The organism is Polaromonas sp., from assembly GCF_030682935.1.
Classification (GTDB): Bacteria; Pseudomonadota; Gammaproteobacteria; order Burkholderiales; family Burkholderiaceae_C; genus Polaromonas.
Genome location: NZ_JAUXNA010000134.1, coordinates 1 through 19,732 on the forward strand (window position 1 = coordinate 1; position 19,732 = coordinate 19,732).

18 protein-coding genes and 1 pseudogene are annotated in these 19,732 nt (G+C 61.5%); 9 read left to right on the plus strand and 10 right to left on the minus strand.

The genetic code is table 11. From position 1 onward, the window contains the following. A partial coding sequence (locus Q8K05_RS06170; RefSeq protein ID WP_305245636.1) for a transporter substrate-binding protein occupies positions 1–737 on the minus strand: 737 nt, incomplete at its 3' end. Between the two features lie 164 nt (positions 738–901). On the opposite strand from Q8K05_RS06170, the gene Q8K05_RS06175 reads away from it, so the two are divergent. From Q8K05_RS06175 to Q8K05_RS06185, 3 genes are all read left to right on the plus strand, one after another. Further along, the gene (locus Q8K05_RS06175) at positions 902–1,927 is read left to right on the plus strand and encodes an aliphatic amidase (RefSeq protein ID WP_305245637.1); all 1,026 of its coding nucleotides are present in this window, start codon (positions 902–904) and stop codon (positions 1,925–1,927) included. Between the two features lie 119 nt (positions 1,928–2,046). After that, on the plus strand, positions 2,047–5,433 hold the full coding sequence (locus Q8K05_RS06180) for an ATP-binding protein (protein ID WP_305245638.1): 3,387 nt from the start codon (positions 2,047–2,049) through the stop codon (positions 5,431–5,433). Between the two features lie 2 nt (positions 5,434–5,435). Then, entirely contained in the window at positions 5,436–6,407 is a 972-nt protein-coding gene (locus tag Q8K05_RS06185) for a response regulator (protein ID WP_305245651.1), read from the plus strand. A gap of 86 nt (positions 6,408–6,493) precedes the next feature. On the opposite strand, the gene Q8K05_RS06190 is transcribed toward Q8K05_RS06185, so the two are convergent. Both Q8K05_RS06190 and Q8K05_RS06195 read right to left on the minus strand, forming a co-directional pair. Beyond that, entirely contained in the window at positions 6,494–7,723 is a 1,230-nt protein-coding gene (locus Q8K05_RS06190) for a glycerophosphodiester phosphodiesterase family protein (protein ID WP_305245639.1), read from the minus strand. 69 nt (positions 7,724–7,792) lie between these two features. After that, a complete protein-coding gene (locus tag Q8K05_RS06195) occupies positions 7,793–8,422 on the minus strand; it encodes an FMN-binding negative transcriptional regulator (RefSeq protein WP_305245640.1) in 630 nt (209 codons plus the stop codon). A gap of 210 nt (positions 8,423–8,632) precedes the next feature. Between Q8K05_RS06195 and Q8K05_RS06200 the strand changes: the two genes are divergently transcribed. Continuing rightward, the gene (locus Q8K05_RS06200) at positions 8,633–9,715 is read left to right on the plus strand and encodes an NAD(P)-dependent alcohol dehydrogenase (RefSeq protein ID WP_305245641.1); all 1,083 of its coding nucleotides are present in this window, start codon (positions 8,633–8,635) and stop codon (positions 9,713–9,715) included. A 60-nt stretch (positions 9,716–9,775) separates the two neighbouring features. Here the strand turns inward: Q8K05_RS06200 and Q8K05_RS06205 are convergent, their stop codons facing one another. Beyond that, the gene (locus Q8K05_RS06205; protein WP_305245652.1) at positions 9,776–10,867 is read right to left on the minus strand and encodes an AI-2E family transporter; all 1,092 of its coding nucleotides are present in this window, start codon (positions 10,865–10,867) and stop codon (positions 9,776–9,778) included. Positions 10,868–11,092: 225 nt separating this feature from the next. Beyond that, complete coding sequence (locus tag Q8K05_RS06210; protein WP_305245642.1) at positions 11,093–11,485, minus strand: hypothetical protein; 393 nt, start codon at positions 11,483–11,485, stop codon at positions 11,093–11,095. A 243-nt stretch (positions 11,486–11,728) separates the two neighbouring features. Between Q8K05_RS06210 and Q8K05_RS06215 the strand changes: the two genes are divergently transcribed. Beyond that, positions 11,729–12,076, plus strand: a complete 348-nt coding sequence (locus Q8K05_RS06215; RefSeq protein ID WP_305245643.1) for an EF-hand domain-containing protein — start codon at positions 11,729–11,731, stop codon at positions 12,074–12,076. A gap of 228 nt (positions 12,077–12,304) precedes the next feature. Here Q8K05_RS06215 and Q8K05_RS06220 read toward each other — a convergent pair whose 3' ends face one another. Next, positions 12,305–12,478, minus strand: coding sequence for a hypothetical protein (locus Q8K05_RS06220; protein WP_305245644.1), 174 nt, complete (start codon positions 12,476–12,478; stop codon positions 12,305–12,307). Positions 12,479–12,753: 275 nt separating this feature from the next. On the opposite strand from Q8K05_RS06220, the gene Q8K05_RS06225 reads away from it, so the two are divergent. Then, positions 12,754–13,368 (plus strand): DUF502 domain-containing protein, encoded by a 615-nt coding sequence (locus Q8K05_RS06225; RefSeq protein ID WP_305245645.1) that lies wholly within the window; start codon positions 12,754–12,756, stop codon positions 13,366–13,368. Positions 13,369–13,533: 165 nt separating this feature from the next. On the opposite strand, the gene infA is transcribed toward Q8K05_RS06225, so the two are convergent. The 4 genes from infA to Q8K05_RS06245 all read right to left on the minus strand — a co-directional run bounded on the left by infA (position 13,534) and on the right by Q8K05_RS06245 (position 18,986). After that, on the minus strand, positions 13,534–13,791 hold the full coding sequence (gene infA, locus Q8K05_RS06230; RefSeq protein ID WP_293466855.1) for a translation initiation factor IF-1: 258 nt from the start codon (positions 13,789–13,791) through the stop codon (positions 13,534–13,536). 74 nt (positions 13,792–13,865) lie between these two features. Beyond that, complete coding sequence (locus tag Q8K05_RS06235; protein WP_305245646.1) at positions 13,866–14,105, minus strand: hypothetical protein; 240 nt, start codon at positions 14,103–14,105, stop codon at positions 13,866–13,868. Positions 14,106–14,458: 353 nt separating this feature from the next. Further along, the gene (locus Q8K05_RS06240; RefSeq protein WP_305245647.1) at positions 14,459–15,487 is read right to left on the minus strand and encodes a response regulator transcription factor; all 1,029 of its coding nucleotides are present in this window, start codon (positions 15,485–15,487) and stop codon (positions 14,459–14,461) included. Further along, positions 15,471–18,986 carry an ATP-binding protein gene (locus tag Q8K05_RS06245; RefSeq protein WP_305245648.1) on the minus strand — a complete coding sequence of 1,172 codons (3,516 nt, stop codon included), beginning with the start codon at positions 18,984–18,986 and terminating at the stop codon, positions 15,471–15,473. Before Q8K05_RS06245 ends, Q8K05_RS06240 begins: the two co-directional genes overlap by 17 nt. Positions 18,987–19,104: 118 nt before the next feature. On the opposite strand from Q8K05_RS06245, the gene Q8K05_RS06250 reads away from it, so the two are divergent. The 3 genes and pseudogenes from Q8K05_RS06250 to ureB form a co-directional block, all read left to right on the plus strand. Continuing rightward, positions 19,105–19,407, plus strand: coding sequence for an urease subunit gamma (locus Q8K05_RS06250; protein WP_305245649.1), 303 nt, complete (start codon positions 19,105–19,107; stop codon positions 19,405–19,407). 71 nt (positions 19,408–19,478) lie between these two features. Beyond that, positions 19,479–19,622, plus strand: a complete 144-nt coding sequence (locus Q8K05_RS06255; protein ID WP_305245650.1) for a hypothetical protein — start codon at positions 19,479–19,481, stop codon at positions 19,620–19,622. Positions 19,623–19,629: 7 nt separating this feature from the next. Beyond that, positions 19,630–19,732 (plus strand): annotated as a pseudogene (gene ureB, locus Q8K05_RS06260) (urease subunit beta); the annotation flags it as partial.

Genomic DNA, 19,732 nt, shown 5'->3' on the forward strand with positions numbered 1-19,732 from the left:
ACCTTGATCTTGTTGATCAGCGAGTTGAAGTTGGTGTTGCCCAGCGGGTAATACTCTTCGCCGACGACCTTGCCCTTTTGGTAGGCCTCAATGTGCTTGCGCGCAATCTTCATCGACGTGCGCGGCCAGATGTAGTCCGAACCCACGAGGAAGAAGGTTTTGGCCTTCTTCTCTTTTGCGCCCCAGTCCAGGCTCCAGATAATTTGCTGCGTGGCTTCCTGGCCCGTGTAAATCACATTCTTGGACTGCTCCAGGCCTTCATAGAAGGTCGGGTAGTAGAGCAGGCCGTTTTCTTTTTCAAAGATCGGCAACACAGCCTTGCGTGAAGCCGATGTCCAGCAGCCAAACACGGCGGCGCAGTGGTCGTTGACCAGCAGCTTTTTGGATTTCTCGGCAAAGGTGGGCCAGTCGGACGCGCCGTCTTCCTTGATGACCTTGATTTTTCGGCCCAGAACGCCGCCCATGGCGTTGATCTGGTCAATGGCGAGTTGTTCGGCCTGAATGGAGCCGGTTTCGGAAATCGCCATGGTGCCGGTGGCCGAGTGCAACTGGCCTACCGTGACTTCCGTGTCCGTGACTGCCAGCTTGGTGGTGTTGACCTTGGCGGTTGGGAACTGCTGCGCCAGCACCAGCGACGGAACGCCGGCCAGCGGCGACATGGCCATCAGCTGCAGCAACCTGCGGCGCGTGGCTGAATCCGGAATATTGGAAAGCGGAGAAGACGAATCAGCTGACATGTGGGCTCCTGGAAGGTTGGGGATTTCCGCATCCCGTTATCGGGTCTGCGTTGGAGTGAAATTTATCTGCTGCACCCGCATTCCGGAATACGTCAATTAACGTAGTGCCCTGCGCACACGGCGGCGCCACACTGTCAGGCCATCCACACGACAGGAGTACAAAGATGCGACATGGTGATATTTCAAGCAGTGCTGATTGCGTCGGCGTTGCCGTCGTGAACTACAAGATGCCGCGGCTGCACACGCGGGCCGAAGTGCTGGAGAACGCCCGCAAGATTGCCGACATGCTGGTCGGCATGAAGCAGGGCCTGCCCGGCATGGACCTGGTGATCTTCCCGGAATATTCAACGCAAGGCATCATGTATGACCGCGATGAAATGTATGAAACCGCCGCCGTCATACCGGGTGAAGAGACCGCCATCTTTGCCCAGGCTTGCCGCAAGGCCAAGGTCTGGGGCGTTTTTTCACTGACCGGCGAGCGCCATGAAGAGCACCCGAACAAGGCGCCCTACAACACACTGATCCTGATGAACGACCAGGGCGAGATCGTGCAGAAGTACCGCAAGATCATGCCCTGGACGCCGATTGAAGGCTGGTATCCGGGCGACCGGACCTACATGACGGAGGGACCCAAGGGCCTGAAGATCAGCCTCATCATTTGCGATGACGGCAACTACCCCGAGATCTGGCGCGATTGCGCCATGAAGGGCGCCGAACTGATCGTGCGCTGCCAAGGCTATATGTACCCGGCCAAGGAACAGCAGGTCCTGGTGGCCAAGGCCATGGCCTGGATGAACAACGTGTATGTGGCCGTGGCCAATGCCGCCGGCTTTGACGGCGTGTACTCATATTTCGGGCATTCCGCCATCGTCGGCTTTGACGGCCGCACACTGGGCGAGTGCGGCGAGGAAGAGATGGGTATCCAGTACGCCGAACTCTCCATGGGCCTGATCCGCGACACGCGCAAGAACGGCCAGTCGCAAAACCATTTGTTCAAGTTGCTGCATCGCGGCTACACCGGCACCATCAACTCAGGCGAGGATGCCGGCGGTGTAGCAGACTGCCCCCTTGATTTTTACAAGACCTGGGTCAATGACCCGCAAAAAGCGCGCGCCATGGTGGAAGCCATCACCCGCACGACGCCGGGCACGCCCGAATGCCCGATAGAAGGCATTCCGAACGGCGCCTGACAACCAGCCGCCCCCACGCGTCAGCTCCCCGGCAAACCGGGGGTGCCACCACTGAATCAGCCTTCAGCGGTACGTTTATTGCTTGAGTCTTGCATGCCTAACTGCCAGCTCAAGCGCGCGTGACACAATCGACACAGCCCACACAAAAAATCTTCCGTATCCGGCGCGACTACAACACCTGGGTCGCCAACGAGACGATGGAGGATTTCTCGCTACGCTTCACACCGCGCGGGCGGCGCCACTGGTCCGAATTCCGTGTCGCCAATACCGCGCTGGGCGCGGTCTCGTTCCTTGCGCTGGAGGCCATCGGCGCCGCCATGGCCCTGAACTACGGTTTCACCAACACGTTCTGGGCCATCCTGATGGTGGGCCTGCTGATATTTGTGACCGCGCTGCCCATCAGCTACTACGCCACCAAACACGCCATAGACATGGACTTGCTGACGCGCGGCGCGGGGTTTGGCTATCTGGGCTCGACGATTACCTCGCTGATCTACGCCAGCTTTACCTTCATCTTCTTTGCGCTGGAGGCGGCCATCATGGCCTCGGCGCTGCAGCTGTACTTCACAGACTGGTCGCTGACCGTCTGCTACCTGCTGTCCTCGCTGATCATCATTCCGTTCGTAACCTACGGCATCACCTTCATCAGCCGGCTTCAACTCTGGACCCAGCCCTTGTGGTTGCTCCTGCTCCTCTCGCCTTACCTGGCCATCCTGATCAGGGACCCTTCGGTGCTCTCTCGGATTCGCAGCCTGTCGGGCTACGCCTCGGGCGACAGCGGCTTTGACTGGCTCATGTTCGGCTCCGCGGCCACCATGGCCTTTGCCCTGGTGGTGCAGGTGGGCGAGCAGGTCGATTTCCTGCGTTTCCTGCCGGAAAAAACGCCGGACAACCGCAGGCGCTGGTGGTTTTCGGTGCTGGCGGCCGGCCCGGGCTGGATCGTGCCCGGCATGTGCAAGATGATGGGCGGGGTGCTGCTGGCCTATCTGGTGCTGCAAGCCCAATTGCCGGTCGAAAAAGCGCTGGATCCCACACAGATGTACCTCGCCGGTTTCAGCTACGTCTTCACCCATCCGGCCATCGCCGTTCTTGCCACCGTCGTGTTTGTCGTCGTCTCGCAGGTCAAGATCAATGTGACCAATGCCTATGCAGGCTCGCTCGCCTGGTCCAATTTCTTCGCGCGCCTGACGCACAGCCATCCGGGCCGCGTGGTCTGGCTGGTGTTCAATGTGGGCATTGCCATCTTGCTGTTGACGCTGGGTGTCTTCAAGGCGCTGGAGCAGGTGCTGGGCCTGTATGCGAATCTCGCCACCGCCTGGGTCGGCGCGCTGGTGGCCGATCTCGTCATCAACAAGCCACTGGGCCTGTCGCCAAAAGGGATTGAATTCAAGCGCGCCCACCTGTATGACATCAATCCGGTGGGCGTCGGTGCAACGCTGCTGGCAAGCCTGACCGGGATCGTCTGCTACACCGGTGGTCTGGGCGCCTGGGCGCAGGCCTTCTCGCCCATGATTGCGTTGGCTGTGGCCCTGCTGGCCTCGCCCCTGCTGGCCTGGACGAGCGGTGGGCGCTTTTATATCGCCCGCAAGAGCCCCCGCTTGTGGCAGCCGGGCCAATTGGTGCAATGCACGGTGTGCGAGAACCGTTTTGAATCCGAGGACATGGCTTTTTGCCCGGCCTATGGCGAGGCGATCTGTTCCCTGTGCTGCACGCTGGAGTCACGCTGCCATGACCGCTGCAAGAACCGCTCGCGTTCAACAGAGCAGATGCAGGACCTGCTGGGCAAGCTGCTGCCGGCCACGCTGTCATCCCGAATCAATTTTCGCGTCACTCACTACCTGGTGGTGCTGTGCTCGCTGGCGGTATTGCTCACCGCAGTAATGGGCCTGGTTTATTACCAGGAGGCCATTGCATCCGCACTGGAGCCGACGCAGCGCGCCACCGTGTGGCTGGCCTTCCAGAAAACGTACACGCTGCTCTTGCTGGTGTTAGCCGTCGGATCGTGGTGGATCGTGCTGGGCGTGGAGAGCCGCCAGGTGGCCCAGGACGAGTCCAACCACCAGAACCAGCTGCTGCTGCGTGAAATCGAGGCGCATGAGCGAACCGACGCTGCGCTGCAGCAGGCAAAAGAAGTCGCCGAGGCCGCCAATCTGGCCAAAACCCGCTACGTCACGGGCGTCAGCCATGAATTTCGCACGCCACTCAACAGCATCCTGGGATATTCGCAAGTACTGCTGCACAACGAGACCCTCACGGGCGAATTCCGGCGCCAGATCACGACGATCCAGCGCAGCGGCCAGCATCTGGCCAGCCTGATTGACGGCATGCTCGATCTGGCGCGCATCGAGGCGGGCCGCATGCAGATTGACAAAGCGGCGATTTCCTTTCGCGACTTTCTGGATGATATTGTCAAGATGGTGGAGCCGCAGGCCGTGGCCAAGGGCCTGGTGTTCAGCTTCGATGCGCCGCGGCGCCTGCCCGCCTACGTCCATACTGACGCCAAGCGCCTGCGGCAAATCCTGCTGAACCTGCTGGCCAACGCCATCAAATTTACCGAGCACGGCAGCGTCACGCTGCGCGTGCAGCACCGCATGGAGGTGGCACGCTTTGAAGTCATCGACACCGGTGTCGGCATTGACCAAAATGATCACGAGCGCATTTTTCTGCCCTTCGAGCGCAGCAGCTCGGGCCGGCGAGCCCAGGAGGCAGGCACCGGTCTGGGGCTGACCATTACCCAATTGCTGACAGAGCTCATGGGCGGTGAGATATCGCTTGAAAGCGCGATCGACCAAGGGAGTAATTTCAAGGTTCGCATGTACCTGCGCGAACTTACCGCCCTGGACAAACATGTGGTGGAAGACCACCGACGCATCACCGGTTATGAAGGCCCGCAGCGCCGCATACTGCTGGTGGATGACCAGGCCAGCCAGCGCCAATTACTGACCGCGTTGCTGCGCCCACTCGGATTCACGCTAAGCGAAGCCGCCAGCGGACTCGAATGTCTGGAGGCTGTGCATCGCGAGCCGCCCGATGCAGTGCTGCTGGACGTGAATATGGACGGTATCGATGGCTGGGAAACCTGCCAGCGCCTGCGCGCTGAAGGGCTGGCCACGCTGCCTGTCATCATGGTTTCGGCCAACGTCTTTCACGACCCGCTGCAGCTCAAGCAAAGCGGCTGCAATGGCTTTGTCAGCAAGCCGGTATCAGAGTCGGAGTTGATGGGCAAGCTCGAAACGCAGCTGCACCTGATCTGGACCTACGAATCCAGCCTGGACTTGTTCAAGTCATCCGAGGCGGTACAGCCGGTGGCACCGGTGCAGCGCTCACTCAGCAATGAAGCCGTGGCCGAACTGACCTGGCTGACGCGCATCGGCGATGTCACCTCCTTGCGCCGCAGCATTGACCGCATTGCAGCCGAAAACGGCGCAACCCAGGCCGAATGCACCTATTTTCGGGCCTTGCTGGACCGTGTTGGTCTGGAGGGACTTTTAAGATGGCTACGATAGAAATGACCACCGCACCGGTTGTTGGCACCAAAGCGCGCACGGCCCCGCAACTGGTGGTGCAGGTGATTGACGACGCACCCGATGCGCTTGGCTTTCTGATCGACGCGCTTGAGGCTGCGGGCTATTCGGTGCTGGTGGCACGCAGCGGCGAGGCTGCACTCGAAAGCCTGCAATGGGTAACGCCCGACGCGATTTTGCTCGATGCCATGATGCCCGGGCTCGATGGATTCGAGACCTGCCGGCGCATCAAGCAATTGCCTGAGCGCGCCCATATTCCGATCATCTTCATGACGGCCTTGTCAGAGACCGCGCACATCGTCACGGCCTTCGACATGGGGGGCGTGGACTATGTGGTCAAGCCTGTCAAGATCGACGAAGTCCTGGCTCGCCTGTCAGCGCATATGCGTAACGCCCGGGTATCGCGGCTGGCAAGGGAAGCCGTTGACGTGGCCGGCCTGGGCGTGCTGATGCTGGACTCGCAGTTCCGCGTCGCCTGGCAGTCGCCCAAGGCCGCCGCCTGGCTGAAGGAGTTCGTAGCGCCAGGTTCGCCAGTCGATCTTTTCAAAGCCCTGGTGAGTGGGTTGGAGGCCTCGGGTTCCACCACCTTGCCGCTCGGGCAACGCGGCGGCGAAGAACTGGTGATGCACTGGATCGGCAGTAGCGGTCTGGGCGAATCCATGACGCTGCTGCAACTACGCCCGGCAGCCGCGTCCCGCGTGCGAAGCGCGGACCTCACGCGGCGCGAGGCCGAAGTCCTGTCCTGGCTGGCCAAGGGAAAAACCAACCGCGACATCGCAGACATTCTGGGCATGAGCCCGCGGACGGTCAACAAGCATCTGGAGCATGTGTACGCCAAGCTCGGCGTGGAAACACGCACATCAGCTGCGGCGGTACTTTCGCTTGAGCTGGACTATCTCAGCCCCTCACGTTCCGAGGCGGCTGCCAGCCCTGTCCTGGCTCGCCATTACTCATAAGTCAGCAATTCAGCCGTTTATGCAGATTTATCAAGGGCTGGCAGGATAAGGCGTCTTGAACGCGCAAAATTTTCACCGCTAAAAAATCACTTCAAACCCATGCAATTGGCGTAGTAAGTGACGGTAGCGGGCCAGTCGGAAAAAATGCCCCTCACGCCCACGTCCCTGGCCAGCACATCGACGGCCAGCAGCGTGTCGCTCTCGCGCTGGATCGCCTGGTTCACGGTCTGGTAATACCAGCCGCCCTTGCCGGTGGCCAGCACGCCGGAGCGCTCCAGGCTCCAGGCAATGATGCCCAGGCCGGCCTGTTTGGCATTTTTGGCGTAGGCAGAGGCGGCCAGTTTGCCGTCTTTCACGTCCAGCAGCGCAAAAATCGGCGGCGCGACGATCTGGATGCCGTCCTGTTTGTAGCGCTTGAGCTCTTCCAGGCTGGGCAGGTCGGCGACCTTCTCTGCGTCGTCCAGGAACACGGCCTGTTTGCCAAAGGCGGGTTCGTTTTTGACCCAATACAGCACGTCATTCTTGTCAAAGGACTGGGCAAACACCTGGCTGGCGGGCACCTTGGCGGCCTTGTACTCGTCCACCATTTTCTGGGCGTAGTTGGCCTGGCTGAAGCCATCAAACGGCATGGCCACGCTGGCGGACTTGAGTTCCGGGGTCATCTTGACGCCCAGCTTCTTGAACAAGGCAATGCTCTCCCGGTGCGTCATCAAGGTGCCGCTGGTGGGGCCGCTGTACAGGTCGGTGCGCCAGTTGGCCGTGCCGCCCATGAACTCTTGCGCGGTCGTGGCCTTGGGGTTGAAGGCATCCATCTTGCCGCGCAGGGTTTTGAACTCGGCCAGGGTGATGTCGCTGGCGCGGCATTCGGCGGTAGCGGGGGTGTTTTTCTCGGCGTCAAACGGGGTGAAGGGCTGGGTGCATTTGGCCGCCAGGGGGGTGGCCAGAATGTTGGTGGTGGTGTGCAGGTCGTTTTGCGCATGGCGGCAGACCAGTTCTTTGTCCTTGGTGAACGTCACGTCGCACTCCACAATGCCTGCGCCCATGCGGGCGGCTGCCTCGTAGGACTCTTTGGTGTGCTCCGGGAACATCATCGCGGCGCCCCGGTGGCCAATCGAGAAGTCGGTTTTCCTGAACGGGCCGTTGGCGCAACTTTGCAGCCTGGCTTTGAGCGGGCTGTCAGCCATCTCGGCCACCAAAAAGAAGGGGCGTGGGCCGAGCTGGATGTTGGTGATGGCCTGGGGGCTCTGGGCCAGCGCAGACAGGCTGCATGCCATCAGCGATGCTGCGACAAGGCGTTGGGGGAAACGGTGGCGCATGGATGAGCCCTTTTCAGCGGCAGGGTTGGAAACAGCCCATGCTAGGCCCACCCCGTGACACCGCCGTGACTAGCCGCGCGGCTTTACCAAAGCCGCCATCTGCGCTACGGCCTCGCTGCCCTGCGCCTTCAGGCCGGCCACCACGCCCTGCTGATCTGCAGGCGGCCGGTTTTGGCTAACCTTCCATTTGCCGACCCAGCGCTGCACCGGGATCTCGATACCGACGATGGCCTTGAGCATGCTGCCGAGGTAGTCGGCAGGCGCATCCTGCACCTGCCAGGGCTGGGCCTGGCTGGCTTCATGCACCTGGGTCAGGCGCGTGACCAGCGCCAGCAGCCGGGCCGGGTCGTCAAACGCCTGCGGCACGCCGTGGGCGTGCACGGTGGCGTAGTTCCAGGTGGGCACGGCCTTGCCGTGCGCCTGCTTGCTCGGATACCAGCTGGGCGACACATAGGCTTGCGGCCCCATGAACACCGCCACCGATGACGCAGGCAGCGCCTGCCACACCGGATTGGCGCGGGCCACATGGCCAATCAGCGTGCCGTGCTCGCCGCGCTGGGCGTCCAGCAAAAACGGGATGTGGTTGACCAGCAGCTCGCCCTGGTGAGGCACCACCCAGGTGGCCAGCGGGTAAGCGCCCACCAGCGCGTGCAGCGTGGCGGTGTCAGTCTCTTCAAAGTGGGGGGGCAGGTAGGTCATGGGTCGGTTTATACGCTGTAAATTCAATAGCTGGTTGCACCCGTTCAACCGCTGGCCACAGTGGCGCCTGAATGCCGGTAAATGCAAAAAACTGTGCCTTGCAGGCCCGCGCCGCTAAAGCCGTTCAACCCGATTCGGGTGCGCGTCTGACATACAAAGAACGCTTTAAAGGGCTAGCATCGCGGTTTTCCCAACTCGGAGCTTCGCCCCATGTCACAAGCACACGGCTACGCCGCCAGATCGCCCAGCACCCCGCTGGCACCCTTTTCTTTCGACCGCCGCTCGCCCGGCCAACTCGATGTCGCGCTCGATGTTCTTTACTGCGGCGTTTGCCACTCTGACCTGCACACGGCGCGCAACGAGTGGCAAAACACGGTGTACCCGTCGGTGCCGGGCCACGAAATTGTGGGCCGCGTGACGGCCGTGGGCAGCCTGGTAAGCAAGTTCAAGGTCGGCGACCTGGTGGGCGTGGGCTGCATGGTCGACAGCTGCCAGCATTGCGCGCCCTGCGCCGACGGGCTGGAGCAGTACTGCGAGAACGGCTTTACCGGCACCTACAACGGTCCCGAGCAGGGCACGGGCGCCAACACCTATGGCGGTTATTCCAGCCACATGGTGGTGCGCGAATCGTTTGTGCTGGGCATCTCGCACGCTGCATCCGATCTGGCGGCCGTGGCGCCGCTGCTGTGCGCGGGCATCACCACCTATTCACCGCTGCGCCAGTGGAAGGTCGGCCCCGGCCACAAGGTGGGCATCGTGGGCCTGGGCGGGCTGGGCCACATGGGCGTGAAAATTGCCGCGGCCATGGGCGCGCATGTGGTGCTGTTCACAACCTCGGCCAACAAGCGCGAAGACGCGCTGCGGCTGGGTGCCAGGGAAGTCGTGGTGTCCAGAAACGCCGACGAAATGGCGGCGCATGCCGCCAGCTTTGACTTCATCCTGAACACCGTGGCCGCGCCACACAACCTGGACGCGTTTTTGGCGCTGCTCAAGCTCGACGGCACCATGACGCTGGTGGGCGCGCCGGCCAGCCCGCACCCGTCGCCCAGCGTGTTCAGCCTGATCATGAAACGCCGGCGCCTGGCGGGTTCGCTGATTGGCGGCATCAGGGAAACGCAGGAGATGCTGGACTTTTGCGCCCGGCACGGCATTGTTTCCGACATCGAATCGATCCGCATGGACGAGATCGAAACAGCTTACGAACGCATGCTGAAAAGCGATGTGAAATACCGCTTCGTGGTGGACATGACGACGCTGAAGGCCGCCTGGCACGCCAAAATGCTACTTAATTAATAGCTATGTTCTCCCGTATTCATTGGGCTACAACCCGATTTATCCAACAAATCTGGCGATTCAAGCCAGAGGTGGCTCAACCGCCTCTGCCTGCCGGGCCTTGGCGAAAATGTCCCACGCCGCCATGAACATGGCGGCGATCACGGGGCCAATGACAAAACCATTGAGCCCGAACAGGGACATGCCGCCAATCGTGGAAACAAGCACCACGTAATCGGGCATTTTGGTGTCCTTGCCGACCAGCACCGGGCGCAAGATGTTGTCGACCAGCCCAATCACCAGCACGCCAAAGGCAATCAGCACAACGCCCTGCCAGATGGCGCCGATGGCCAGGAAATAAATCGCCACCGGAATCCACACCAAAGCCGCCCCGACTGCAGGCAACAGCGACAGGAAAGCCATCAGCGTGCCCCACAGCACAGGCGCGTGAATGCCCAGAAACCAGAAGATCAGGCCGCCCAGCGCCCCTTGCAGCATGGCCACCGCAATATTGCCCTTGACCGTGGCGCGTATGACCGTGGTGAATTTGCTGAAGAGATTGCGCTTGATATCGGCTTCCATCGGGATGGCTTCCCGGATGCGCCTGGACAGGGCCGCCCCATCGCGCAGGAAGAAAAACAGCAGGTACAGCATGATGAAAAAGCTGACAAAAAAATCAAAGGCGTTTTGCCCGATGCCCAATGCCTGCGTGGCAATAAACTGGCTGCCCTTGGCCAGGCTGTCGGACACACGCGCCTGAATCAGCCCCAGGTTGTTCAGGCCTGAACGTTCCAGCAGTCCGGTGATCCACGCCGGAAGCGCGTCAAAAACTTGCTGAAAATACCGGCTGACGCTCAACTCGCCGGACTCAACGCGCTGGTACACGCTGGCCGCTTCCTGGGCCAGCAGGGCGCTGATAAAACCCACGGGCAAAATGACCAGCACCAGAATGATGGAGACCGTGAGCAAGGCGGCGAGCGTGCGCTTTTTCGGCATCTTCTTCAGCAGGCGCAAAAAAAGCGGTGAAAACATCAGCGCCAAAATAGCGCCCCAAAATACCGCGCCGTAAAAAGGCCAGAGCACCCACAAAAAAGCCAGCGACACGAGCAGCAGCAAAAGCAGGAAGGTCTTGTCTTCCAGGGCGGAAGACAAGGCTATTTTTGAAAGTTTCATGGACGTGCAGACATTTTTTGGCGGGCTGGAGCCGCCGATGGTAAAGGTGGTAAAGGTATCGGTCGTCAAAAAGGGGCGCGGGTGGTGTTCAGCGGCTTCACGGCGCAGCGAATCACCCGGAGATATTCACCCGTTCAGGCGGGACATACGCTCCAGCCGGACAAAGGCTGCGCCTGAAGCGGGTCTGAGTGCGTCGCCGTGCGTCCGGGGTCGCGCTGACGCTATTCAGGCTTTGCGGGACGGACCTGCCTCTTCATCGCGTTCTTCGCCTTCGTCCACTTCCAGGTCTTCGCTGTCATCGGCCAGGTCTTCAACGTCACTCAAATCGTTGGCGTCGTCGCCGGCCGTGTCATCCAGGTCGTTACCTGAACCAGCGCCGGTCACTTGTTCAATGCGGTCGGGCAGGATGTCGGCATCCGGCTGCTCGCCGACGGTGCCCACCGAAGCGCGCTCACCCGTGCCGGCGGCATCGGTGTCGCTGGCCAGTTCATCTTCCCCATAGGCGCCTACGGCATCACTGCCGCTGTCGGAGTTGTCGCTGGGGCCGAGGGCATGGACGTCTTTTCCGCTGATTTCTTCGGGCATTTGTGAACCGCCGAGAATGCTGCTGGTGGCCATGGTTGCTCCTTGTGCTTTTAAAATGCTTGACTGGTGCTCCATTGTAAAAAGATGGCGGGCTGCGCCCTGTCGGACAGTCCAGAGCCCGGCTGTCAGCCGCCACCGCATCTGGTGCCCCACCTGGCTTTGCAAAGTAATGTGTCTGGCGGTGTAAAGCCGCGAAACACCCTGCAAGCGTGCTGGAGTCATCGGGCAAACTGGCGTCCAATAGCCTGGATGTTTGACTCTCCCTTTTCAAAACCCATGAATTTTTCCAAAGCCAAACAAGGCCCATCGCTTGCTGCCCGGGCATGGACGCTCACCCTGAGCGCTGCAGCGGCCTTGTTAGCCATGGGCAGTGCCCACGCCCAAACTCCGGAAGCGCCCGCGCCGGTTGCGGCGACCGAAGCTCTCGCCCCCCGCTATACGGCCAGCAAGCTGGAGTTCGCCTTCAACTACATGGATGGCGACCATGATGGCAAGGTCAGCCGGGCAGAAGCGGCGGGCTTTCGCGGCGTGACCAGGCATTTTGAGCAGGCCGACGCCGACCGGGACAATTTCCTGTCGCGGGGCGAATTTGACGCGGCCATGAACTACGTCAAGCCCCAATAATCCCGGCGGCGCCCGGAGTTACGACTACACCTACCTCTATCCCGGCCGGCAAAAGTGGGCGGCGGCGGCGTGAGCGGCCCGAACCGGCTGCCTCGCCTTTCAGCGCATAAATTATGCCTAAAAAAGGCCTCTAGCCCAATATTATCGGGATCCAGCAGCTACCAAAAAAGGAGCAATCAAGCGGAGGGCCAAAATCCGGCCGCAGGCCGCATGGATCCTGATCAAGCGCTATTCGTTGGGGTTGTTGCCCTTCAGGCCGTGGCGCTCCTTGATGGCAAGCTGAAGCCGCTCCAGCTGGTTAATGAGCTGATCGATCTTTGGGAAATCCTTGACCGCTTCAGCCTGCAAGGCTTGCAGCTGCGCACGCAAGCGCAGGTAGTCGGATTCAAGATCAGTATTCATACCGGCAGACTCCTTTTCATGTTGGCGCTGTTGCCCACTGCTTCCCGTAACAGGGCCGCGCACGCTGAAGATATTGAAGTTTGCGTGCGGACGGCAACCCATCAGCCACCTTAAACACCGCCCTGCCAGGTTCATCCGTGCGCAATGCCTTTTTCATGTAGGACAAGGTCGATAAATTCATGTGGAGCGGGTAAATGAAATGGTTATATTGGTGGTTGTATCAAGCGACGGCATTGTGCGCCGACGCCTGAAAAACCAACCAAGACAACCCTCTCATGAAAAGCCTTTACAAGTATTTTTTTCGCGGCCTCATCACCATCTTGCCGGTGGCCTTGACGCTGTACCTGCTTTTCATGTTTCTGGCCTGGACAGAAGCTGCCGCGCTGTGGGTGTTGGACCCCCTGATTGGCGGCATCTATGTGCCGGGCATGGGCCTGGTGTTTGGGGTATTGATCATTCTGGCGATTGGTTTTCTGCTGTCCAAGCCCGGCGTGAAAAAACTGCTGTCCGTTGCCGAACTTCCGTTCACCTACCTGCCGGTGGTCAAAAGCATTTACTCGTCACTCAAGAGTTTTGCCGACTACTTCTCGCCCGCCGCCAAGCAGGGCAACCAAAGCGTGGTGATCTTGCGCATGCCCGGCCATGGCCTGGAAATCGTCGGACTCATCACGCGCCGCAGCTTTGCCGATTTGCCGCAGGGCTTTTTGCCGGGCGAGCGCGTGGCGGTGTATTTGCCCATGGGCTACATGATTGGCGGCTACACCGTGTTCGTGCCCGCCGACTGGGTGCAGGCCATCGACATGTCGGTAGAAGAAGCCATGCGTTCCTCGCTCATCGCCTGGATGGCGCGCCCGCCCGCCAGCGCGGCCGATGCCGACAATGCAGACTGAGAGGGGCTGAATCGGGGATGGGAAACTGAACGGGGCTGCGGCTGTGGGCCAACCCCGAATGGGCCCTTTTCACAGGGCTGGCATGCGCTGCTGCGCTTTGCGAGCTGCCATGCAGCAGCTCCCGGCGCTGCGTTCCGGCTTTAATTCAGCGGGGGACGACTGGGCTTAGCGCGACTGGCGCGGTGCAGGACCTGGTCCACGGCCCGCAATGTGGCGGAACGTGATGCGACCCTTGGTCAGGTCGTAGGGCGACAGTTCCAGCGACACCTGGTCGCCGGCCAGAATGCGGATGTGGTTTTTGCGCATTTTGCCGGAGGTGTAGGCGATCAGTTTGTGGCCGTTGTCCAGCGTCACGCGAAAGCGTGAATCGGGCAGCACTTCGTCTACCAGTCCATGCATTTCAATCAGTTCTTCTTTGGCCATGATGCAACTCCGTGAGAATTAAAAAAACTTGAATTTTGTCTGTCCCGGCTGGCCTCGGCGAGGCCAGCCGCTTATCAGGCGCAAGCGGGGCATGAGCGTTCGTGGATCCAGCCCATCGCGTGTTCCGTTGCGTAATGAACGGCAGCGGCTGCGCTGTCAAAAATTCCGCTGAAGCGTAACACGCGGTCATGCGTGCCACTGCCGCGACCGGAACGAATGGAAACGGAAGCAGCGTAGCGGCCTTCGCCCTGCTGCTTGGCTAGCGGAGAGACAAGGTACTTGCCGACCGCTATTTTGGTGTAATCAATATTCATAAAAGCCTGCGCCAGGTATTTTTCCCGGCTTGATAGAGAGAAGTAAGCGGCTTGCGAGCAAGCCAACGGTATTCGGTTTCCACCCGCCAGGCCCTTGAAGGGGATGGACAGGTTGAGCCATGCGTGGGCACCGTTGGAGAAAGTGCTCGACAGGAAATATAGAACAGTGCTGAGAGGGTTCAGGGCGGTTTGGGCACTGAAAACACTGTCAAAGCTCCGTGAATTCGGGCTCTGGGAAGCGCTGCATTTGAGAAGGAAGCCAAAAACAAGAAGGCTTCGAAATAAAAGGCTGATGCGCTACCGAACCCACTATTATAGCCGCGCTGTGAAAATCACGTCGTCCGTCCCTTTCTTCAGCACTCAAACTGCGGATGCAGCTGCCGGATACGGTTCATGGCCATGCCTGCCGCCGCCGTGCGGGTTTCCACACCCAGCTTGGCATACACGCGCTCCAGGTGTTTTTTGACGGTGGCCGGGCTGGCCCCCAGGATGTCGGCAATGTCCCGGTTGATCTTGCCCTTGATCACCCAATACAGCACCTCGGCTTCACGCCCGGTGAGCGTGAAGCTCAGGCGCATGGCATCAATCACGGCGTCATCCGAAATTTCACGCATGACGATGAGCCAATCCCCTGCGCCGTCCCCCTCGCCGTCCCCCGTCTGCTGGTGCAGCCGGAACGTCAGGCGGCGCGGCCCAAACTCTACCGCCAGGCGCGGCGGCTCAATCTGCCGTTCGGCATCGGCCAGATGGCGGCGCAGCCAGTTCAACACGGGTTCGGGGGTCTGCGGCGCGGATGTGCCGTAGTAGCGCATCAGCAGGTCGCGCGCCAGCGGCGTTTGCCAGATCAGCTTGCCGTCGCCACCTTGGCCATTTATTCGCACAGTCATGCTGGCATACCCAAAGGCATCCAGGGCATTGCGCGCCTGGCCTGCCTGCCGGGCCTCCTGCCGCGCACGGCGTGCGCCCTGCAGGTGCACGCCCATGCGCGCCATCACTTCCCTGGACTTGATCGGCTTGGTCACATAGTCCACGCCGCCGGCTTCCAGCGCCGCCACCAGATGCTCGGTTTCCGTGAGGCCGGTCATGAAGATGATGGGAATGTGCGCAGTTGCCGGCATGGCCTTCAGGCGCCTGGCCACTTCAAAGCCGTCCATGCCAGGCATCATGGCGTCGAGCAGCACGATGTCGGGCAAGGCCTGCTGCGCCCGCTGCAGCGCGGCCTCGCCGCTGGTGGCGACCAGCACGCTGTAGCCTGACTCATCGAGTGCATCGTGCAGCACCGAGAGGTTGTCGGGCACATCGTCAACAATCAGCACGACATCGCTGTTGGCGCGGTCCAGGGTGCGGTCCAGCATCTGGCTGGCATCAAGCGCGCGATCCATGGTCGGCCTCCGGGTGGGTAAGCTGGCAGCTCATGGCGTCGAACTGGAATTGCCGCGCCAGCAGGCGCATGTCATCGATAAAACCGCTGGTGGCGGGTTGCTGCGTTTCAATTTCTGCCAGCTTGTTCAGGATGCCGCGATAAAAGCCGAGGTTGACGAGTTCCCGCAGCGCGGCGAGCTGCGGTGCATCAGGCCACACGCGCCGCTGCGGCGCCACCACCGCCACGGCCGGCGCCGCTTCATACTGCCAGCGCAGCGCCAGCCGCAGCGCCAGCCAGTCGATCAACTCGGTGTGACGCACCGGTTTGAGAATGAAATCTTCAGGCCGAATGCCCACATCGTTGTCCAGCCCCTTGTCAAAGGCGTTGGCCGAGACAATGGCCAGGCGCACGTCGAGGTGCCCGGCGGCCCGCACGCGGCGCAGCGTTTCCCAGCCATCAATGCCGGGCATGGCCAGGTCCATGAAGATCACGTCGGGCCGCAAGCCGGCCGCCAGCAGATCCAGGCAGTCATGGCCGCTGGCGGCGGTGCGCAGTTCAAACCCCATGGGCTGGAGCAGTTGCACCAGCAATTCGCGGTCGGCCTCCTCGTTGTCCACCACCAGCAGCTTGCGCCGTTGCCCTTCGTAGCCGCGCGGCCGGCGTCGGTCGGGTTGGTTTTTGGCGCCTTGGGCGGCACCTGCGGCTACATGCACCTCGGGCAAAAACAGCCGGATGCGAAACACCGACCCTTCGCCCGGGGTGCTGAGCACCGTCATCTCGCCGCCCATCAGGTCGGTCAGCATCTTGGCAATCGTCAGGCCCAGGCCGGCGCCGGGCGTGCCGGTGGCGCTCTGGCCCGCCGTGCTGCCGCGCGCGAAGGGCTCAAAAATCCGGCTCAGTTCGGCTTCGCTCATGCCGGGGCCGGTGTCTTCAATGTCGATGTAGGCCATCTCGTGCGCATGGTGCAACCTGAACGTGACCTGCCCCACGGCCGTGAACTTGATGGCATTGCCCAGCAGGTTGATCAAAATCTGGCGCACCCGTTTTTCATCGGCCCGCACCAGTTCGGGCAGGTTGCCGCTGGCCTCAAAGCAAAAACCCAGGCCCTTGGAGGCCGCCTGCAACTCGAACATGCCGGCCATTTCATGCACGCAATCGGCAAAGTGCATGGGCCTGACATCGAGCGAGAGCTTGCCCGCTTCTATGCGCGCAATGTCGAGCGTGCCTTCAATCAGCGAGAGTAAATGCTCCCCGCCGCGCTTGATGACGCTGACCGCCTGCTTGCGGTGCGGCGGTATGGCGCTGTCTTCGCCCATCAGCTGGGCATAGCCCAGAATGCTGTTGAGCGGCGTGCGCAGTTCATGGCTGATGGCGCTGATGTAGCGGCTCTTGGCCTGGTTCGCCTGGTCGGCCAGGTGGCGCGCCTGCTCCGCTGCGAGCCTGGCCTGCTGCAGGGCTTCGTCGGTCTGGCGGTGCGACTCGATTTCCTGCATCAGCAAATGGGTCTGGCGGTTCGATTCTTCCTGGGCCACCTGCCGGCTCTTGTGCGCCAGCACCAGCCACCAGGCCACCAGCCCGGCCATCACCAGCAGCGCCATATAGGCTTTCAGAAAGCCCGAGCGCAGCGCCGATTCCGCCGCGACCCGGTCCACCAGTGCGCCCATTTCCTGGCGGTACAGCAGGCCAAACACGCTGGCCAGCAGCGGCACAATCACCCCCATCAGCAGCAAAAAGTGGCCCAGCCCGGTGTCCAGATAGGGCCAGGCCCGGCGCGGCAGCAGCCAGCGCAGCGTGGCCGACCACTGCGCCGACAGGCTGGCGTGGGGCTTGCACAGGTCGCCGCAGCGCGCGTCCAGCGTGCAGCACAGTGAACAGATCGGGCCCTGGTAGGCCGGACAATGCGCCATGTCGGGGCCTTCGTAGGCGCGCTCGCAAATCACGCACTGCTGCGTGGCGTAGCGCTTGTAAGAACCTTGATCGTTCGGCGTTTCTAACTGGCGCGCGATGTAGTAGCGGCCCTGGGTGGCCCACGCGATCAGCGGCGCAGCGACCAAGGCCGTGACCATGGCCATCACCGCCGAAAACGCCTGCGCCAGTTCGCCATACAAGCCCAGATGCGCCGTGACCGACAGCAGCGACGCCAGCGCCATGGCGCCCACGCCGACCGGGTTGATGTCGTACAGGTGCGCCCGCTTGAACTCGATGCCCGGCGGCGACAGGCCCAGCGGCTTGTTGATGACCAGGTCCGCCACCACCGCCATCATCCAGGCGATCGCAATGTTCGAATACAGCCCCAGCACATCGCCCAGCGCCTGAAACACGTTCATCTCCATCAGCATGAAGGCAATCAGCGTGTTGAACACCACCCACACCACGCGGCCCGGATGGCTGTGCGTCAGGCGCGAGAAAAAGTTGGACCAGGCCAGCGAGCCGGCATAGGCGTTGGTCACATTGATCTTGAGCTGCGACACCACCACGAACAGCGCGGTAGCCGCCACGGCCAGGCCGTAATGGGGAAACACGTATTCATAAGCCGTCAGGTACATCTGGCTCGGCTCCACGGCACGCTCCAGCGGCACCATGTTGGAAATTGCGAGGTAGGCCAGCAGTGCCCCGCCCAGCATCTTGACCACGCCCAGCAGCACCCAGCCCGGCCCGCCAGCCACCACCCCCGCCCACCAGCGCCAGCGATTGGCTTGGGTCTGCACCGGCATGAAGCGCAAGTAGTCGGCCTGCTCGCCCATTTGGGTAATCAGCGCAATGCCCACCGTCAGCGCCGCACCAAACAAGTGCAAATTGAATTCGCCACCTATGCCCTTCTCACCGCCGTAGTGCACCACTCCGAGAAAAGCACCCGGATCGCGCATCCAGACGTATGCAAAGGGCACCACCAGCATCACCAGCCACAGGGGCTGCGTCCAGACCTGCAGCCGGCTGATGGCCGACACGCCATGCGTGACCAGCGGAATCACCACCAGCGCGCAGATCAGGTAGCCCCAGCGCGGCGGAATCCCCAGCGCCAGGTCCAGCGCATAGGCCATCACGGCCGCTTCCAGCGCAAAGAATATGAAGGTGAACGAGGCGTAGATCAGCGAGGTCAGTGTGGAGCCGATGTAGCCAAAACCAGCCCCGCGCGTCAGCAAATCCATGTCGACACCATAGCGCGCGGCGTAAATGCTGATTGGCAGGCCCGCCATAAAGATGATCAGCCCGGTGGCCACAATCGCCCAGAACGCATTGGTAAAGCCGTATTTCACAAGCAGCGTGGCGCCCACCGCTTCAAGAATCAGGAACGAGGCCGCGCCAAACGCGGTGTTGGCCACCCGAAACTCCGACCACTTGCGAAAGCGCTGCGGCGTAAAGCGCAGCGCGTAGTCTTCCATGGTTTCGCTGGCGACCCAACTGTTGTAGTCGCGCCGGATCTTGATGATGCGCTGCACCGGCACGGGCGCAGCGTGGCCCGCCGCCGCTGCGGGCAGCGCGGGCTCGGTGGTGAGCAGTGAAGTCGGGACGTCCATGAATGGGCAGGCAGGACGAAGTGGGGATGGGCGCTGACTGCAGGTTCTGTGCCAAGCCGGGCCGAAGCGCTTTTGGCACCGTTCTTGCAAACCCGACAGCACGCCCCGAAAGAGCCCCATGGAACTGACGCCCCGAGAAAAAGACAAACTGCTGATTTTTACGGCTTCGCTGCTGGCCGAGCGGCGCCGCGCGCGCGGCCTCAGGCTCAACTACCCGGAAGCCGTCGCGCTGATCAGCGCTGCCGTGATGGAAGGCGCGCGCGACGGCAAAACCGTGGCGCAACTCATGAGCGAAGGCCGCACCATCCTGACCCGGGCCGATGTGATGGACGGCATCGCCGAGCTGATCCCCGACATCCAGGTCGAAGCCACCTTCCCCGACGGCACCAAGCTGGTCACGGTGCACCAGCCCATCGTCTGATGCCGCTGCCTGCCTTCAACATTGATACCTGATATCCCCGGAAAATCATGAAATTAATAGCAACAACCCTAATGACTACGCTGGCCGGAACCGCTTTTTCCCATGAAAAACATGGATTTTCAGGCACCCACTGGCACGCCACTGACGTATGGGGTTTTGTGGCCTTGGGCGGCGCCCTGGCGGTGGCCGTCTGGTTGTCACGCGGCGGCAAGTGAGGCGGCCATGATTCCCGGCGAACTGTTCACCGACGGCCCCGACCATCTCCTCAACGAGGGCCGGCACACCTTGACACTCGTGGTGCAAAACACGGCCGACCGGCCGATCC

Coding starts and splice junctions, on each gene's coding strand:
- Q8K05_RS06175 (WP_305245637.1), top strand. CDS start 902: ATGCGACATGGTGATATTTCAAGCAGTGCTGATTGCGTCGGCGTTGCC.
- Q8K05_RS06185 (WP_305245651.1), top strand. CDS start 5,436: ATGACCACCGCACCGGTTGTTGGCACCAAAGCGCGCACGGCCCCGCAA.
- Q8K05_RS06190 (WP_305245639.1), bottom strand. CDS start 7,723: ATGCGCCACCGTTTCCCCCAACGCCTTGTCGCAGCATCGCTGATGGCA.
- Q8K05_RS06195 (WP_305245640.1), bottom strand. CDS start 8,422: ATGACCTACCTGCCCCCCCACTTTGAAGAGACTGACACCGCCACGCTG.
- Q8K05_RS06200 (WP_305245641.1), top strand. CDS start 8,633: ATGTCACAAGCACACGGCTACGCCGCCAGATCGCCCAGCACCCCGCTG.
- Q8K05_RS06205 (WP_305245652.1), bottom strand. CDS start 10,867: ATGAAACTTTCAAAAATAGCCTTGTCTTCCGCCCTGGAAGACAAGACC.
- Q8K05_RS06210 (WP_305245642.1), bottom strand. CDS start 11,485: ATGGCCACCAGCAGCATTCTCGGCGGTTCACAAATGCCCGAAGAAATC.
- Q8K05_RS06215 (WP_305245643.1), top strand. CDS start 11,729: ATGAATTTTTCCAAAGCCAAACAAGGCCCATCGCTTGCTGCCCGGGCA.
- Q8K05_RS06220 (WP_305245644.1), bottom strand. CDS start 12,478: ATGAATACTGATCTTGAATCCGACTACCTGCGCTTGCGTGCGCAGCTG.
- Q8K05_RS06225 (WP_305245645.1), top strand. CDS start 12,754: ATGAAAAGCCTTTACAAGTATTTTTTTCGCGGCCTCATCACCATCTTG.
- infA (WP_293466855.1), bottom strand. CDS start 13,791: ATGGCCAAAGAAGAACTGATTGAAATGCATGGACTGGTAGACGAAGTG.
- Q8K05_RS06235 (WP_305245646.1), bottom strand. CDS start 14,105: ATGAATATTGATTACACCAAAATAGCGGTCGGCAAGTACCTTGTCTCT.
- Q8K05_RS06240 (WP_305245647.1), bottom strand. CDS start 15,487: ATGGATCGCGCGCTTGATGCCAGCCAGATGCTGGACCGCACCCTGGAC.
- Q8K05_RS06245 (WP_305245648.1), bottom strand. CDS start 18,986: ATGGACGTCCCGACTTCACTGCTCACCACCGAGCCCGCGCTGCCCGCA.
- Q8K05_RS06250 (WP_305245649.1), top strand. CDS start 19,105: ATGGAACTGACGCCCCGAGAAAAAGACAAACTGCTGATTTTTACGGCT.
- Q8K05_RS06255 (WP_305245650.1), top strand. CDS start 19,479: ATGACTACGCTGGCCGGAACCGCTTTTTCCCATGAAAAACATGGATTT.